General features: G+C 75.8%; 12 protein-coding genes. 7 read left to right on the forward strand and 5 right to left on the reverse strand.

All coding sequences use genetic code 11. From position 1 onward, the window contains the following. Positions 1 to 82 precede the first annotated feature (82 nt). The 4 genes from ABZ495_RS10315 to ABZ495_RS10330 all read left to right on the forward strand — a co-directional run bounded on the left by ABZ495_RS10315 (position 83) and on the right by ABZ495_RS10330 (position 8,063). Complete coding sequence (locus tag ABZ495_RS10315) at positions 83 to 3,355, forward strand: FtsX-like permease family protein (RefSeq protein ID WP_359835247.1); 3,273 nt, start codon at positions 83 to 85, stop codon at positions 3,353 to 3,355. Further along, positions 3,352 to 6,225, forward strand: a complete 2,874-nt coding sequence (locus tag ABZ495_RS10320) for a hypothetical protein (protein WP_359835249.1) — start codon at positions 3,352 to 3,354, stop codon at positions 6,223 to 6,225. Before ABZ495_RS10315 ends, ABZ495_RS10320 begins: the two co-directional genes overlap by 4 nt. Before the next feature lie 214 nt (positions 6,226 to 6,439). Then, on the forward strand, positions 6,440 to 7,375 hold the full coding sequence (locus ABZ495_RS10325; protein WP_359804611.1) for an ABC transporter ATP-binding protein: 936 nt from the start codon (positions 6,440 to 6,442) through the stop codon (positions 7,373 to 7,375). Between the two features lie 124 nt (positions 7,376 to 7,499). Further along, complete coding sequence (locus tag ABZ495_RS10330; RefSeq protein ID WP_359804544.1) at positions 7,500 to 8,063, forward strand: XRE family transcriptional regulator; 564 nt, start codon at positions 7,500 to 7,502, stop codon at positions 8,061 to 8,063. A gap of 7 nt (positions 8,064 to 8,070) precedes the next feature. On the opposite strand, the gene ABZ495_RS10335 is transcribed toward ABZ495_RS10330, so the two are convergent. The 5 genes from ABZ495_RS10335 to ABZ495_RS10355 form a co-directional block, all read right to left on the reverse strand. Continuing rightward, a complete protein-coding gene (locus ABZ495_RS10335; RefSeq protein ID WP_359804545.1) occupies positions 8,071 to 8,958 on the reverse strand; it encodes a dihydrodipicolinate synthase family protein in 888 nt (295 codons plus the stop codon). A 1-nt stretch (position 8,959) separates the two neighbouring features. Beyond that, a complete protein-coding gene (locus ABZ495_RS10340) occupies positions 8,960 to 9,769 on the reverse strand; it encodes an aldolase (protein WP_359804546.1) in 810 nt (269 codons plus the stop codon). Between the two features lie 212 nt (positions 9,770 to 9,981). Then, on the reverse strand, positions 9,982 to 11,013 hold the full coding sequence (locus ABZ495_RS10345) for a TIGR04222 domain-containing membrane protein (RefSeq protein ID WP_359835251.1): 1,032 nt from the start codon (positions 11,011 to 11,013) through the stop codon (positions 9,982 to 9,984). A gap of 97 nt (positions 11,014 to 11,110) precedes the next feature. Next, positions 11,111 to 11,296 carry a hypothetical protein gene (locus tag ABZ495_RS10350; RefSeq protein ID WP_359804548.1) on the reverse strand — a complete coding sequence of 62 codons (186 nt, stop codon included), beginning with the start codon at positions 11,294 to 11,296 and terminating at the stop codon, positions 11,111 to 11,113. Between the two features lie 241 nt (positions 11,297 to 11,537). Continuing rightward, complete coding sequence (locus ABZ495_RS10355) at positions 11,538 to 13,148, reverse strand: AMP-binding protein (RefSeq protein ID WP_359835253.1); 1,611 nt, start codon at positions 13,146 to 13,148, stop codon at positions 11,538 to 11,540. A 191-nt stretch (positions 13,149 to 13,339) separates the two neighbouring features. On the opposite strand from ABZ495_RS10355, the gene ABZ495_RS10360 reads away from it, so the two are divergent. From ABZ495_RS10360 to ABZ495_RS10370, 3 genes are all read left to right on the forward strand, one after another. Then, the gene (locus ABZ495_RS10360) at positions 13,340 to 14,023 is read left to right on the forward strand and encodes an AAA family ATPase (protein WP_359804550.1); all 684 of its coding nucleotides are present in this window, start codon (positions 13,340 to 13,342) and stop codon (positions 14,021 to 14,023) included. Between the two features lie 124 nt (positions 14,024 to 14,147). Then, the gene (locus tag ABZ495_RS10365) at positions 14,148 to 14,900 is read left to right on the forward strand and encodes an alpha/beta fold hydrolase (RefSeq protein WP_359804551.1); all 753 of its coding nucleotides are present in this window, start codon (positions 14,148 to 14,150) and stop codon (positions 14,898 to 14,900) included. A gap of 223 nt (positions 14,901 to 15,123) precedes the next feature. Next, positions 15,124 to 16,977, forward strand: coding sequence for a S8 family serine peptidase (locus ABZ495_RS10370; protein WP_359835255.1), 1,854 nt, complete (start codon positions 15,124 to 15,126; stop codon positions 16,975 to 16,977). Positions 16,978 to 17,012: the final 35 nt, after the last annotated feature.

Raw genomic sequence — 17,012 nt, forward strand, 5'->3', positions numbered from 1 at the left:
TAACAGGCGTCCATCCCGTGGCTGGAGAGTGCCCGGACGGCGGCGCCGGGCGCGACCGGGATGTTCCGGGGGAGGCAACAGGATGCTCGGCTTCGTCGTGCGCCGTCTGCGCGGGCGGTTGCCGTTGGCCGGCGCCGTCCTGCTCACGGTGCTGATCACCACGGCGGTGCTCACCGCGCTGGTGGCCTTCAACCGCACCGTGGGGGAGGCGGGGCTGCGGCAGGCGCTTCAGGCACCCGGCCAGGCCGCCCGGACCACCGTTCTGGTCAAGGCCGAGCACGGCCAGGACAAGCGGGCCGCCGACGACGCGGCGGTCGCCGGCTACGCCGGCCGGCTCTTCGGCGGACTGCCCGTGCACCACGAGAGCCTGACCCGCAGCCGCTCCTACGGCCTTCCGGCCGCCGCCACCGCCACCGCTCCCGCCGCCGGCCAGGCCGCCGCGAAGCAGACCGATCTCACCCTGCTCGCCACGCTCGACCACGACCGGGTCACCCTGGTGGCGGGCGCGTGGCCGGCGGCGGCCGGGGCCGGGCCGGTCCAGGCGGCCGTGCCACAGGCGGCGCTCGCGAGGCTGGGCCTGAGCGCCGGGGCGCTGCCCGCCGAGGTCCGGCTGGACGACCGCCTGAGCGGCGCGCCGCTCACCGTCCGGCTCACGGGCGTCTACCGCGCCACCGATCTCGCCGACCCGTACTGGCGGTTGGACCCGGTGGGCGGCCGCGAGATCCTGGTCGGCGGCTTCACCACCTACGGGCCGCTGCTGGTCGACGACAGCGCCTTCACCGCCGCCGGCGTTCCGCAGAACGGCCGGAGCTGGCTGCTCGGCGCCGACTTCTCCACCGTCCGCGCCGCCGAGGCCGCCGCCGTCTGGAACCGTGCCGCGGGCCTCGCCGCGGAGCTCGGCACCTCGGCCGGCCTCCAGGTCTCGACCGAACTGCCGCTGTTCCTCCAGGAACTGGACTCCAGCGCGCTGGTCGCCCGGTCCACCCTGCTGATCGGCGCGCTGCAACTGGTGGTGCTCGCCGCCGCGGTGCTCCTGCTGGTGGTGCACCTGATGGCGGCCCGGCAGGTGGGGGAGAACGCCCTGCTCGCGGCGCGCGGTGCCTCGGGTGTGCGGCTGGGCGCGTTCTCGGCGGCGGAGTCGGTGCTGCTGGCGCTGCCGGCGGCGGTGCTGGCGCCGTTGCTGGTCCCGGTGCTGCTGCGGGCGCTGACTCGGTTCGGCGCGTTGTCCCGGGTGCCGTTGGACACCGGTCTGAGCTGGACCTTGTGGCCGGTCGCGGGTGTGTGCGCGCTGGCCTGTGTGGTGCTGACGGCGGCTCCGGCGGTGTTCCGCGGCGCGGGTGGCGCGGTGCTGCGCCGGGCGGGGCGCCGGCAGGCGCTGGTGGCGGGCGCGGTGCGCTCGGGTGCCGACCTCGCGGTGGTGGCGCTGGCGGTGCTGGCCTACTTCCAGCTGGCGCGTTACAGCGGCGGGCTGTCGGCGGATTCCGACGGCAAGCTGGGCCTGGACCCGGTGCTGGTGGCGGCTCCGACGCTGCTGCTGTGCGCCGGCACCCTGCTGGTGCTGCGGCTGCTGCCGTTCGCCGCCCGGCTGGGCGGCAGGCTGGCGGCGCGGGGCCGGGGCCTGGCGCCGGCCCTGGCGGGGTGGCAGCTGGCACGCCGGCCCGGGCGCGCCGCGGGGCCGGTGCTGCTGCTGGTGCTGGCGGTGTCGACGGGGGTGCTGGCGCTGGGTCAGCATGCCAGCTGGTCGGGATCGCAGCGGGACCAGGCGGACTTCGTGTCGGCGGGCGGTCTGCGGATCTTCGGGTCGGCGACGGCGTCGATGGGGCAGGGCGGCCGGTACGGGGCGCTGCCGGGCGGTGAGCGGCTGATTCCCGTGGTCCGGCAGGAGAGTTCGCTGCCGGGCGGTGCGGCGGGTCAGCTGCTGGCGCTGGACGCCGCCGGGTTCGCGGACCGGGTGCCGGTGCGGGCGGACCTGCTGGGCGGGCAGAGCGCCCGGGAGGTGTTCGCGCCGCTGGCCGGGCCGGCCCCGACCGGGGCGCAGGCCGGGCTCCCGCTGCCGGGCAGCCCCCGGCGCATCGACGTCGAGCTCACCAATGTGCCGGCCGCCCAGGCAGACGCGCGCCCCGAGGTCTGGCTGATGCTGCGCGACCGGTTCGGCGCCACTTTCCGGGCCCCGCTGGCCGGGGTCCCCGAGCAGGGCGGCGCGGTGGCCACCGCCGACCTCTCGGCGCTGACCGGCGCGCCGGTCGGCTCCGCCGCCGCGCCGCTCACGATGGCCGGGCTGGTCGTGGTGTTCGGCTCGGACCGCGTCGTCCCGCTCAGCGGCACGCTGACCGTCGGGCGGATCGGCCTCGCCGACAGCGCCACCGGACCGGCCACCCCCGTCGCCGCCCCGGCCGGCCTCGCCTGGACCACCGTCGCCGCCTCGGACGACGAGCTGTCCTCCTCCGCGGTCCTACCGGTGGCGGAGGGCGAGGGCGAGCGGCAGCTGCTCAAGCTCCACTACGAGAAGGGGCACGGCGGCAGGAACAGCGCGGAGGCCATCGTCGCCCCCGCCGGCGCCCCGGCTCCGAAGGGGATCTCCGGGGTCGCCACCCGCGCCTATCTGACCGCGGTGGGAGCGGCGGTCGGCGACCTCGTCCAGGTGCCGTTCGCGAGCGTCACGCTTCAGGTCGAGGTGACGGGCGTGGTCGAGTCGCTGCCGGTGGTCGGGGACCGGGCGGTCGTCGTCGACCTGGCCACCGTCGCGCGGCAGATCGGCGCGGGCGGCCGGCAGCTGCCGGCCGTCTCCGAGTGGTGGCTGCCCGCCACCGGGCCGGGGGACGGGGTGCCGGCGGCGGCGGCCGCGAAGCTGCGCGCCGAACCGGGGGGGCAGCAGCTGGTGGTCCGCGACGAGGTGGCGGCTGAGCTGCTCGCGGACCCGGTCGGTGCCGCGCCGCAGAACGCGCTCGCCGCGATCGCCCTGGTCAGCGCCGTGCTGGCGGCGATCGGCTTCGCCGCGGCGGCGGCGGCCTCGGCCCGCGAACGCGCGGGGGAGTTCACCGTGCTGCTCGCGCTCGGCACCCCGCGGCGCCGGCTGAGCCGGACGGTCGCCGCCGAGCAGGGCGTGCTGGTCGCGCTGGGCAGCCTGGTCGGGCTGGCCCTGGGCGCCCTGACCGTCCACCTGGTGGTGCCGCTGGTGGTGCTCACCCCGTCCGCCCACCGGCCGGTGCCCGAGGTGCTGGTCGACCTGCCGTTGGGCCCGGCCCTGCTGCTCGCGGCCGCGATCACGGCCGTTGCCCTGCTGTCGGCCTCCCTGAGTGGGCGCCGCCGCCGTCGAGACGTGGCCGCCCGGCTGCGGTACGTGGAGGAGATGTGACCACCCCGGCCGACACCGGTACCCCTCGCCCCGCGCCGAGGCCGGAGCACCGCCCCGCGCCCTGGGTGCGGACCAGGCTGCGGACGGCGCCGCTGGCCGCCGCGCTGATGGCCGCGCTGGCCTTCGTCACCGTCCTGCTGGCCGCCGCCTTCCCGCGCGCCGTCGACCGGGGCACCGACGACGCGCTGCGCGAGTTCCTGCACGACCGAGGCCCGTCCTGGACCAGCCTGCTGGCCACCGGGCGCCACCAGTACGACGCCGCCGACCTGGACAGGGTGGCGGCGAAGCTCGCCTCCTACCCGAACGAGACCTTCCGGTTCGCGGCGAGCGGCCCGGTCTACGGAACGCGCAGCAACAAGTCGCGCCCGATGCTCAACACCGGGTACGCACGCCCCGACGAGGTGCCGCCCCAGCTCGACCTGGTCTCGCTGCACGGCCTCACCGACCGGGTCACCCTGGTGGCCGGCCAGTGGCCCGGCGCCGGCGGTGGCGACGGCCCGGTGCCGATCGCGATCAGCAAGGCCGCCGCCGACACCATCGGCATGCACCTCGGCGACCTCGTCGACGCCGGATCCTCGCTCACCGGCGAGCCGGTCCGGGCCGATGTGGTCGGCGTCTACGTGGCCAACGACCCCGACGACCCGTACTGGGTGGGCCTGCCGTGCCCCGAGCGGGCCTGTCGGGAGGCCACCGCCAAGGTCAGATGGCGCACCGGCGGTGTGGTCTCCCCCGACGCGACGGACCGGATCGCCCCGTGGGGCGGCGGCGCGACGGACTTCTGGCGGCTGCCGGTCGACACCGCCGCCCTGCGCGCCGACCAGCTGGACCGGACCAAGGAGGAGATCTCCTCCTACCTCGCCGGCTCCACGGCGCTGCGACTCACCGCGCTGACCGGCCGCGAGGACCTGCGGGTCGGCTCGGAGCTGCCCGAGCTGTTCGGGCAGGCGGTGGCGCGCCGGGACGCGGCGGCGCCGTTGGCGGCGGTCGGTCCGGCCGGGCTGGCCGGGGTGGCCGTGGTGGTGCTCTGCCTGGCGGCGGGGCTGGCCGGGGACCGGCGGCACGGTGAGCTGGCGCTGCTGCAGGCCCGCGGCGGTTCGCGGGGCGGGGTGGTGCGGCGGTTGCTCGGCGAGGGCGCGGTGACCGTGGTGCCGGCCGCGGTGGTGGCGACCGGACTGGTGTGGTGGTGGCTGCCGACCCCCCGGTGGTGGGGATCGATGGTCGCGGCGCTGGTGGTGCTGCTGCTCGCGGCGCTGGGTCTGCCGGTCCGGGCGGCGCTGCTGTGGTCGGCGCGGCGTGCGCCGGGTGGCTGGCGCCGGCTGGTGGGTGAGCTGGTGGTCGGGGCGGTGACGGTCGCGGCGGTGCTGGAGGTCCGGCGCCGGGGTGTGGTGCCGCCCGGCGACGGGCTGGACCCGTTGCTGGTGGCGGCGCCGTTGCTGTTGGCGCTGACGGGTGGGCTGGTGCTGGCCCGGGTGCAGCCCGTGCTGGTGGGCCTGTTGGCGCGGGCGGCGGGCCGGGGTTCGGGGGTGGTCGGCTTCCTGGGCCTGGCGCGGGCCGCGCGGGGATCGGGCGGCCGGCCGCGTCCGTCGGTGCTGCCGGTGTTCGCGCTGATGCTGGCGGTCACGACGGCCGGCTTCGGCGCCACCGTGCTGGACGCCGTCGACCGTGGCCGGGCGCAGGCCGTCCGGAGCGCGGTCGGTGGCGACGCGGTCGTCGGGGCACCGACCGGCGCCGTGCTCCCGCCCGGCTTCCTCACGGCGGCCGGCGCGCTGCCCGGGGTGCGGACGGCCACCGCCGTGTGGTGGGACAACGACGTGTTCCTGCTGGGCAGCGACGCCGGGCCGATCCGGGTCAGCACCCTGGTCGTGGACCCGCGGACGTACGCCGAGCTGTCCCGGTCCGTCGGTCGCGGCGCCTTCGACCCGGCCGTCCTCGCGGGTGACGACGGCGGGATCGACACCCCCGTACCGGCCCTGTTCAGCACCGAACTCGCGCGGAGGATCGGTGACGGGGGCTACCGGCTGCGGATGCCCAACGGGTGGGAGCTGCTCGCCAAATCGGCCGGTACCCTCGACGGCACCCCGGCACTGGAGAGCTCCACCCGACGCTTCGTGGTGCTCCCGGCCGGCCCCTCGACCGCGCGCTTTCCCGAACTCAAGCGTGCCAACCTGTGGTTCGCCACCGGCGACATCGACGAGCGGCAGCTGAAGGGGCTGATGCGCGAGCTGGCACCGGTGGGGCTGCGCGACGGCTCCCCGGAGGGCGCCGCGGTGTCGGCCTCGGCCTCGGCGTCGACGCCCGGGCCGACCGCCGCGCCTTCGCCGTCCGGGGCCGCCCCGGCGGCCCAGGCACCGGCCGAGTCGGACGTCGACGCGGTGCCGACCGGGTACCTGGTCCGCACCAGTGCCGCCCGCTCCGCCGAGCTGGCGAACGACCCGTTGCAGCACTCGGCGGCCCGGCTGTTCTGGGCGGCGGTGATCGGTGCTGCCGGGTTCGCGCTGCTCGCCGTCCTGCTGACGCTGCTCCGGGCGGCTCCGGAACGGGCGGCCGTGCTGGCACGGCTGCGCACCATGGGGCTGCGGCCCCGGCAGGGGCTGGCGTTGATCGTGGCCGAGACGCTGCCGCAGACCCTGGTCGCGGCCGTCGGCGGCGGCGCGGTGGCGTGGATCGCGGTCGCCCTGCTCGGTCCGGCGATCGACCTGTCCGCGTTGGTCGGCGCACCGGTTCCGACCGGGCTGCGGCCGGCGCTGCTGCCGGTGCTGTTCCAGGTCCTCGGTCTGGCGGCGCTGGTCACCGCGGGTGTGCTGGCCGAGGCGCTGATCTCCGGCCGGCGCCAGATCAGCACCGAACTGCGGGCGGGGGACCAGCGATGACCGGCACCCGGCCCGCGCGGCCACCGGCCGGCGGCGGGGCGTTCGGCGGCGGGGCGTCCGGCGGTGGCGGGGCCCCCGGCCGGGCGTTCGGCAGGGGGACCAACGCGTGGCAATCGCGACCAGGAGCGCACCCAGGCGCAGCGGCGACAGGAGATCAGTGGTGAGCAGTGTGTCCGAGGGCGGGGCGGTCGTCGAGGGCCCGACGCTCGACGAGTTGCGGGAGCGGGCGCTGGCGGCCTCGGCGCCGCGGGTGGTCGCGGGGGACGCGGCGATCGTCTGCGAGCGCCTGGTGCGGATCTTCAGCGCCGAGGGCGTGGAGGTGCAGGCGCTCCAGGGCCTTGAGCTGACGATCCGTCAGGGCGACCTGGTGGCCCTGGTGGGCGCGTCGGGCAGCGGGAAGTCGACGCTGCTGACGATCCTGGCGGGGCTGGACGTGCCGACCGCGGGGACGGCCACCGTGGCGGGCTGCGACCTGCTGGAGATGTCGGCGCGGGAGCGGCTGCGCTACCGGCGCGAGGTGGTGGGGTTCATCTGGCAGCAGACCGCCCGCAACCTGCTGCCGTTCCTCACCGCGGCCGAGAACATCGCGCTGCCGATGCAGCTGCGGGGCCGCGGCGGCGGCGCGGCCCGCTCCCGGCAGCAGGCGGCCCGGGTCGCCGAGCTCCTGGAGGCGATGGACCTGGGCGACCTCGCGCACCGGCGCCCGGGTGAGCTCTCCGGCGGCCAGCAGCAGCGGGTGGCGATCGCCGTCGGCATGGCCAACAACCCGCCCGTCCTGCTCGCCGACGAGCCGACCGGTGAGCTCGACTCCGAGACCGCGGCGGGGATCTTCGAGACCTTCCGCACCGTCAACCGCGAGCTGGGTGCCACCGTCGTCATCGTCACCCACGACCCGATGGTCGCCGGTGAGGTGCGCCGTACGGTCGCGATCCGGGACGGCCGTACCAGCAGTGAGGTGCTGCGGCGGACGGTGACCGACGAGTACGGCGAGGAGTCGGTGAACGAGACCGAGTACGTGATGCTGGACCGGACCGGCCGGGTGCAGCTGCCGGTCAAGTTCCTGGAGGCGCTGGGGATGGAGCACCGGGTCGCGGTGGACCTGGGCACCGACCACATCGCCGTCCGCCCGGACGACATCGCGGGCCACTGACGCGTCCGCCCGGCCGCACCCGCCGCCCGGCCGCCCCCGACGCCCGGCCCCGGGGCGGCGGGCCGGGCGCGATGGGATACTGGACCGGACGTTCCGGGGCGAGAGGTACCGCATGAGCAGCCGCGTGAGAGTGCTGAGAAAGCAGAACCGGCTGAGCCTGGAGGCGCTGGCGGCCCAGGTCGGGGTGACCAAGAGCTACCTCTCCAAGGTGGAGCGGGGGCTCAGCGACCCCTCCATCTCGACCGCGCTCAAGCTGGCACACGCGCTGAAGGTCGACGTCGGCCGCCTGTTCGCGGAGGACGTGGAGCCCGAGCTGATCACGGTGGTCCGGGCCGGCGAGCGGACGCCGATGGCCGACGGCACGGGCCCCGGCGCCCCGCACTACGAGGGCATCGCGACCGGTCTCAGCGGCAAGCGGATGGTGCCGTTCATGATGTACCCGCCGCTGGAGCTGGGCGACTCGCCCTTCAAGTCGCACGCGGGTGAGGAGTTCTTCTTCGTCCATGCCGGGGCGGTCGAGCTGGAGTTCCCCGAGCGGACGGTCCGGCTCGCCCCGGGGGACAGCGTCTACTTCAACTCGTCGCTGCCGCACCGCTGCCGGAGCACCGGTCCGGAGCCGGCCGCGATCCTCGTGGTGATCCACGACGACCCGGCCGGCCCGTCGGACCGGGTGCCCAGCCTGCCCTGACGCGTCGTCAGTCCAGTGCGGCGAGCAACTCGCTGAGGTGGCTGGTGCGTTCGTCGTCCAGCGGTAGCAGCGGCTGGCGTGGCACGCCGACGTCCAGCCCGCGCAGGGCCAGGCCGGCCTTCACGGTGGTGGGCAGGCCGCCCCGCAGGATGAACTGCAGGAGCGGCAGCTGGCGGTAGAAGGACCGCCGGGCGGCGTCCAGGTCGCCGACCCGCACCGCCCGGTGGAGTTCGAGCACCGCCTCGGGTATCAGGCAGGGCGCGGCGGTGCACCAGCCGGCGGCGCCGGCGGCGAACGCCTCCAGGGCCAGCGGGTTGCTGCCGTTGAAGAACGGCAGCTCGCCGCCGGTGAGCTGGCTGAGCCGGTGCATCCGCTGCACGTCGCCGCTGCTCTCCTTCACCATGGTGATGTTCTCGACCCGTTCGACCAGCGAGACCATCAGCTCGGGGGAGAGGTCGACGCCGCTGGTGGCCGGGTTGTTGTAGATCATCACGGGGACGGAGACGGCGCCCGCGACCTCGGTGAAGTGGCGGACGATCTCGCGTTCGTCCAGCTTCCAGTACGACAGCGGCAGGACCATCACGGCGTCGGCGCCGACCTGTTCGGCGAACCGGGCCCGGCGGACGGCCTTGCGGGTGGTGAGGTCCGCGATGCCCACCACGGTGGGCACCCGCCCGGCCACCGCCGCCACCGAGGCCTCGGCGGCGGTGAACCACTCCTGGTCGTCGAGGTAGGCGCTCTCCCCGGTCGAGCCGAGCGGGGCGACGGCGTGGCAGCCGGCCTCGACCAGCCGGTCGATCAGGGTGCCCAGGCGTGCGGTGTCGAGACCGCCGTCGGTGGGGGAGAACGGGGTCACCGGGTAGGCGATGATCCCTTCCAGGGTCGGACCGGCCATGTCAGCGACCGCCTTCCGGGGCGAGGGAGTCGAGCGCGTCGCCGTGGCCGGCCCGCAGGGCGCGGCGGGCGTAGTAGGCGAAGGACGCCTGGCCGCGCTTGGGGGTGGAGATCCAGTCGTGCGCCTCGCGGGCCAGCAGCTCGGGGATCAACTGGATCCGTCCGGCGGCCGAGGCCAGCAGCTGGAGCCGGGCGGCCCGCTCGAACAGCACCGCGAGGACGCAGGACTCCTCGACGGTGCCGGTGGCCACCAGCTGTCCGTGGTGGGCGAGGAGCAGGGCGCGCTTGTCGCCGAGCGCGGCCGTGATGATCTCGCCCTCCTCGTTGCCGACCGGGATGCCGGGCCACTTCTCCAGGAACGCGCAGTCGTCGTAGAGCGGGCAGAGGTCCATGTGCGAGACGATCAGCGGCTTCTCCAGCATCGACAGCGCGGAGATGTGCAGCGGGTGGGTGTGGATGATGCACTCGACGTCCGGGCGGGCCCGGTAGACCCAGCTGTGGAAGCGGTTGGCGGGGTTGGCCATCCCCTCGCCCGCCAGGACGTTGAGGTCCTCGTCCACCAGCAGCAGGTTGGACTCGGTGATCTCGTCGAAGCCCAGGCCGAGCCGCTGGGTGTAGTAGGTGCCGGGTTCCTCGGCGCGGGCGGTGATCTGGCCGGCCAGGCCGGAGTCGTGTCCGGCGTCGAACAGGATCCGGCAGGTGAGCGCGAGCTTCTGCCGGGTGGTCCAGCCGTTGTCGGGGATGGCGCTCTGCATTCTGCGGTGGGCGAGGTCCACCAGCTCCGCCTTGGTGGCCGTGAGGGTCTCTGCCATCGGCTGTGCTTCTCCTTCGTAGGGGAACGCCCGGGCACGGCGCGGCCGTTGGGCAGGCGTGGCCGCCGTGCCGCCCGCCGGGAGCGACGGGCGAGGACACATCGTTCACCCTAGGACACCTTGTGTCCTGGCGTCGATAGCGTGCCCGCTACGGGTGGGCCCGAAGCAGCTACCCGCTACCCGCTACCCGCTTCCGGCCGCTCGACGCGACGTCAGATGCCGCCCCCGCAGCCGCCACAGCCTCCGCAGCCGCTCCCCCCGCAGCCGGAGGAGCCGCCGCACCCCGAGGACCCGCCGCAGGCGGACGCCCCGCACCCGTGCCCCGAGCCCGCGTCGCCGCCGGAGGCGCCGCACCATCCGCCGACACCGGCCCCGCCGTCGCCGCCCTGCCGGCCGGTGCCGGACGCCATCTGGCCCGGCACGGCCGCCTGCTGGGCGGCAGCGGCCACCAGGGCCGTCTGCAGCGCCTCGTCCTTCACCGACAGCACCCCGTTGACCGCGACCGCGCCCAGCACCGTCAGGCCCGTGGCCAACAGGACCTCCGGAACGACGTACTCGCGGTTGAACTGGGTCGAGCGGCTGGTCGAGGCGCCGATCTCGCGGAGCTTGTGGCGCACCCAGCGCGGTACCCGGTCGCCTCCGGGGTCGACCAGTCGGACGATCACCGTCATCTGCACCGCGGCCCCCGTCACGATCAGCATGCCCGGCCAGTTCGGCCGGTGCGCGGAGCCGTCGAGGAGGACGACCGCGCCCGCTACGGCCGCCACCGGGAGCGGGCCGAGCGGTGCGGCCAGCAGCACCAGCCGGCTGCGGGCGTAGCGGCGCCGCAGCTTGCGGCTGATCAGCAGCCGATCCGCCTCCAGTCGGTCGCCGATGCTCTGGACGGCGGCGCTCCGGGCGACCTCGGCCCGCAGGGTGGCGAGTTCCGCGCGCCGCAGCGGGCCGGTGGCGTCGATCACGGCCTGCTCGACCGGGTCGTCGGCGGTGGTGCCGGTGCCGGTCAGGGTGACCTGCCCCGCCCGGGAGACCACCAGCCGTCCCCCGCCCTCCAGGGCGACCAGGGCGGTGTCCACCACCCGGCCGGGGCCGCCGGCCAGGAAGGCCACGTCGAGCAGCGGCAGTTGCCGGTCGAGGCGGACCGCCCGCTCGACCGCGTGGTCCCTCGCGATCGCGCCACCCAGGCCGACGAGCCAGGCCGCGAGCGTCAGCCCGGCCGAGATCCAGAAGTACGCGTCCCACCCCATCGCTCGGCCCCCCTGCCGCGGCGCCGCGCGCGCCCATGGCTTGAGGGTCCTGCCAACTGGTCTGCCGGGCAAGGGGTTTGGAAGTGGCGAGGCGAGGTCAGCCGTCGTCGCCGATGCGTCGGATCAGCCCGCTGCGCTCGGCCTCGGAGCGGAGGTCCCGCTCCGGCTCGCCGCGCCTGCCGCGGTCGCCCCGGGCGGCGGCGGTGCAGAGCGCGAAGACGAGTACGGCGCTGGCCGCCACGGCGAGGATGCCGAGCGCGGTGAGGACGCGGAGCCAGGTCACGGCAGATGCCTCCGGTGGGCGGTGCGACGGGAGTTGTGCCGGGGATATCGGCAGGACGCGCCGTAGGATCGAGTGTCCACGGGCGGTTCCGTGGGACATCCGCCGCAGCACCGGGAGCACGCGCGGGCACTCGAAGCGTCGGCGGCGCGCGGTGTTCCTCGCCACGCGCCCCCGGAGCCTTTGCGCGCCCCCGTCAGCCCCCCGCGGCCTCGCCGCCCGTGACCCCGCCCCCGCGACCCCGTCAGCCGCCCGCGGCCCCGCCGCCCGTCACCCCGTCGTCCGCCCCCGGGGCCTCCCGTCCCTCCTCCGGTCCCGCCTGCGCCAGCAGGGTCCGCAGGGCGTCGAAGTCCGGCTTCCCGGTCGCGCTCAGCGGCAGCTCCGGCAGCACCAGGATCGTCGACGGATCACCGTGCGGACCGCCGCGCTCCCGCGCCCACCGGTGCAGCTGCCGCGCCGTCACCCCCGCCCCGGGCCGGGTGGTGACCGCGGCGTGCACCCGCTCCAGCCGGTCCGGGCCGGTGGTCGCGAACATCACCGCCTCCCGCACCGCCGGATGCGCCAGCAGCGGCCGCTCGACATCGCGCGGGAAGACGTTGTGCGCGTCCACGATCGCCATCGGCCCCAGCCGCCCGGCCACCGTCAGGTACCCGGCCGCGTCCAGGCTGCCCAGGTCCCCGGTGTGCAGCCAGCCGCCGCGCAGCACCCGGGCCGTCAGCGCCGGATCACGCCAGTAGCCGGACATCACCGTCGGCGTCCGCACGCAGATCTCCCCGGTCCGGCCGGCCGGCAGTGGCGCGCCCGCCTCGTCCACGATCCGGACCTCGGTGTCCGGGAGCGGCCGCCCGGCGGTGGTCAGCAGCCTCGGATCGAGGTGCTCGTCCGGGGTGAGCCGGGTGACCGGCCCGCACTCCGTCAGGCTGTACGTCTGGTGCAGCACCCGGCCGATCCGGCGGGTCGCCTCCGCCAGCCGTTCCGGGGCGGCCGGGGACCCGGTGTACGTCACCCGGCGCAGGCTGCCGGTGTCGGTCCGGGCGAGTGCGGGGTGGTCGAGCACCCGGTAGAGCAGGTGCGGCGGCAGGTACACCCGTGACACCCGGTACCGCTCGACGGCCGCCAGGACCGCCTCGGCCTCGAAGCCGTCCTGGAGCACCACCGTGCCGCCCGCCGCGAGGGCCAGGTCGGCCGTGGTGCCGCCGCCGTGGCACAGGGCCGTGCAGAGCAGGAAGGTGGACGCCGCCACCAGCTCCGGCCGGGGCGGCCGGGCGAAGCGGCGCAGCACCCCCTTCGGCCGGCCGGTCGAGCCGCCGGTGAACCGGATCGCCATCACGTCGTCCGGCCGCCAGCGGGGTGCCGGCGGGACGGGCGGGAGCGGCGCGGCCAGGGCGGTGAGGTCCGCCCCGACCGGGGTGGGGCCGAGGGCCAGCGGCAGCGCGGCGGGGAGCGCCCCGGCGAGCTGGCGCGCGGCCGCGGTGAACCGCTCCGGGGCGAAGACGAAGGCGGCGGTCCGCGCCTCCTCGGCCATCGCGACCTGGTCCGCCACCGACCGGTCGGTGGGCAGCATCGCGACCCGGCAGCCGATCAGGTTCGCCGCCAGGCGCACCAGCACCGCCTCCGGCCGGTTCCCGGCCAGCACGGTGACGCCGTCGCCGCGCGCGAGACCGGTGGCGGCCAGCGCGTGGGCGAACCGGTGCACGTCGTCCAGGCACTCCTGCGCCGTCAGCGACGACTCGCCGTACCGCAGCGCGACCCGGGCCGGATCGCGGGCCAGCCCGTCGAGGACGAGCCCGGTGTGCGTGGCCCTCCCGGTGCCCGCCGCCGGCCCCGCCGTCCCCGCCGTCCGCGTCCTCGTCACGCGCCGTCTCCCGACTCCCGATACCCGCGTCCGATCTGACAGTCCATCACATCACCCCGCCGTCCGGCGGCCGGGCCGGGGGAGCGGGTCGGGGGAGCGGCCGGGGGGCCGGGCCGGGGACCGTGCGGTCCGGAGGGCGGTCGGTGTTGTTATCGTTCCAGGTCGGGCACCGACGGGGATGAGTGAGCACCATGGACAGGCCGACCACGCCGGGCGGGCGGACCGCGGTACGGCAGGGGGCGCAGACAGCGATGGAACCGCGGGGCCTGGTCGATCTCAGGGGCGCGGACGGTGAGTCCTTCACCGTCCGCTATCCGCCGGGCGCGGTCGTGGTGGTCTCCGGACTCCCCGGCAGCGGCAAGAGCACCCTGCTGCGCCGCTGGTCGGACCGGAGCGGGGCGGCCGCCACCGTCGACCCCCGGGCCGTGCACGAGGCCTGCGCGGCGGTGATGCCGGCCGCCCTGCCGTACGCGGTCTACCGGCCGTGGGCCCGGATCGAGCACTTCCGCCTGCTGCGCGCCTCCGTCCGCCGGGGCGGTCCGCTGCTGGTGCACGACTGCGGCAGCCGGGCCTGGATGCGCCGCTGGCTGTCCGGCGTCGCCGCCCGTCAGGGCCGTGAACTGCACCTCGTCCTGCTGGACGTCGGCGCCGTCACCGCGCTCGCCGGTCAGCGGGAGCGCGGGCGCTGGGCCCCGCGCCGGGCCTTCGCCCGCCACCGCCGGGGCCTCGACCGGCTGCTGGCCGCCTTCACCCGGCACGCCGCGGGCGCGGCCGGCACGCCCACCCCGGAGGCCGCCTCGGTGCTGCTGCTGGACCGGGTCTCCCGGGAACGCGCGGAGGCCGTCCGCTTCGGCCCGGCCGAGCCGGCCCGGTAGCGCGGCTGCGCCGCGGCGACGGGCCGGTCGCGGGTGCCGGGTGGCCCGTGGTGCGCGGCGGGGCGGCAGGGGACACTGGGGAGGTAGCGCAGCAGCTGACCCGTCTTCAGGGAGGTCGTCCCGCATGGCCCGCAGTACCGCCACCGAGAGCCCGTGGTTCCGCCGGTTCCACTCCCACGACACGGCGCCCGCCCGGGTCGTCTGCTTCCCGCACGCGGGCGGGTCGGCGAGCTACTTCCTCGACTACGCGACCGCCCTCGCGCCGTACGCCGACGTGCTCGCCGTCCAGTACCCCGGCCGGCAGGACCGCTTCGGCGAGCCCGGGATCGACTCCGTCACCGGTCTCGCCGACCGGGTGTACGAGGCGCTGCTGCCCTGGACCGACCTGCCGCTGACCTTCTTCGGGCACAGCATGGGCGCGGCCGTCTGCTTCGAGGTGGCGCGCCGCTTCGAAGCGGACGGCGCGGCCGGCCCGGCCCACCTGTTCGTCTCCGGCAGCCGCGCGCCCTCCCGGCCCCGGGAGTCGGCGGTGTACCGGCTCCCGGACGACGAGCTGCTCGCGGAGGTGTCCGAGCTCGGCGGCACCGACGCACGGGTCCTCGCCGACCCGGAGCTGCGGGCCGTCATCCTGCCGGCGCTGCGCAGCGACTACACCGCGATCGAGACGTACCGGTGCGCGCCGGACGCGGTGGTGTCGCCGCCGGTGACCGCGCTGACCGGGGACGCGGACCCGCGGGTCTCGCTGGACGAGGCCGGCGGCTGGGCCCGCCACACCACCGGCGCCTTCGAGCTGGAGGTGTTCCCGGGCGGCCACTTCTACTTGGCCGAACAGCGGGACGCGGTGCTGGAGGTGGTGACCGCGCGGCTCCGGGGGTGAACGGCCGCGGGGGCGGGGGGAGTCGGGCTCGTGCACGAACGAGCCCGGCGGCGGGGGCGCCGGGCGACGCGGGCGCGGGCGGCGGCCCCGGGGCGACATCAAAAGTTGACACGCTTGTGACAAGCCGTCACGCGTAAAGCCTTCCCCAAGTGCTCACTGATCTGGCATGTTGCGTTCAAACTCCGTGCGAACCCCTCACGCACGGGCCGATCGGAGGACACACGTGTCACCCCTGATATCCCGGCGGCTCGGTCGCCCGGCCGCCGCGCTCGCCGTCCTCTCGGCCCTGGCGCTCGCCGTCCCCGGCGTGACGGCCACCGCCGCCCCCCTCGCGGCCGCCGCCCCCACGGCCGCCGGGGTGCCCGCCGCCGCCGGTGTGCCGACCGCCGCCGCGGCGCCCGCCGCCGCCACCGCCCCGCAGGTCGCCGCCGGCTGGGCCGCCGGGACGCGCGCCTACCTGGTGATCAGCGCACCCGCCGACACCGCGGCCGCCAGGAGCGCCGTCACCGCCAACGGCGGCACGGTCTTCGCGAGCTACGACGCGATCGGCGTGATCGTGGCCCACTCCACCTCGGCCGGTTTCGCGACCGCGGTGCGCGGCGCCGCCGGTGTCCAGCAGGTCGGCGCGACCCGCACCTCCGACGTGCCGGCCGACGCCTACAACCCCGCGCTTCCCGCCAACCCGGCCCAGGCGGCCACCACCCTCACCGAGTCGAACCGCTGGGACATGACCCAGATCAAGGCCGACCAGGCGTGGGCCGTCAGCACCGGCTCCGCCACCGTCAAGGTCGGCGTCCTCGACACCGGGGTGGACGACCAGCACCAGGACCTCGCGCCGAACTTCGACGCCGCCGACTCGGCCTCCTGCGCCTACGGCAAGGCGGACACCCGCACCGGCGCCTGGCGGGACGTCGACACCCACGGCACCCACGTCGCGGGCACCATAGCGGCGGCCAAGAACGGCAAGGGCGTCGTCGGCGTCGCCCCGGGCGTGAAGATAGCCTCGGTCCGGATAGCCGAACCGACCAGCACCCTCTTCTACGCCGAGAACACCGTCTGCGGCTTCGTCTGGGCCGGTGACCACGGCTTCAAGGTGACCAACAACAGCTACTACACCGACCCGTGGCAGTTCAACTGCCCGGACAACGTCGACCAGGCGGCCATCATCGAGGGCGTCAAGCGCGCCCAGGAGTACGCCGAGGGCAAGGGCTCGCTCCAGGTCGCCGCGGCCGGCAACTCCGACTACGACCTGGCCAACAAGACGACCGACAGCGAGAGCCCGAACGACTCGACGCCGGTCACCCGGACCATCAGCAACGCCTGCCTGGACATCCCGACCGAGCTCCCCGGCGTGGTCACCGTCGCCGCCGTGGGCAGCGGCAGCGCCAAGGCCTCCTACTCCAACTTCGGCAGGGGCGTCATCGACGTCGCGGCCCCCGGCGGCGACGGCGCCAACGGCGTCTACTCGACCCTGCCCGGCGGCAAGTACGGGACCAAGAGCGGCACCTCGATGGCCTCCCCGCACGTCACCGGCGTGGCCGCGCTGATCGCCAGTGCCGACCCGACGCTCACCCCGGCCGGCATCCGGGCCCGCCTCGCCACCCAGGCCAACGACGTGGCCTGCCCCGGCTCGGACGGCCGCTGCACCGGCACCACCGCGAACAACGCCTTCTTCGGCGACGGCCAGGTCGACGCGCTGAAGGCGGTCGGCGGCACCACCACGCCGCCGACCGGCACGTACTTCGAGAACCTGACCGACGCGGCGATCGCCGACAACGCCACGGTGGACAGCCCGATAGCCGTCACCGGCGTGACCGGCAACGCCCCCGCCGCCCTCAAGGTCGGCGTGGACATCAAGCACACCTACCGCGGTGACCTGGTGATCTCCCTGGTCGCCCCGAACGGCACGGTCTACCTGCTGGAGGACTTCGCGAACGGCGACAGTGCCGACAACGTCGCCAAGACGTACACCGTGAACGCCTCCGCGAGCGCGGCGAACGGCACCTGGAAGCTCCGGGTCAAGGACGGCGCCTCCGGCGACACCGGCACGATCGACGCCTGGAACCTCACCTTCTGATCCCGCGTCCGGTCCCGCCCGACAGCCCTGTGCTC

Source organism: Kitasatospora sp. NPDC005748, assembly GCF_040630735.1.
Taxonomy (GTDB): domain Bacteria; phylum Actinomycetota; class Actinomycetes; order Streptomycetales; family Streptomycetaceae; genus Kitasatospora.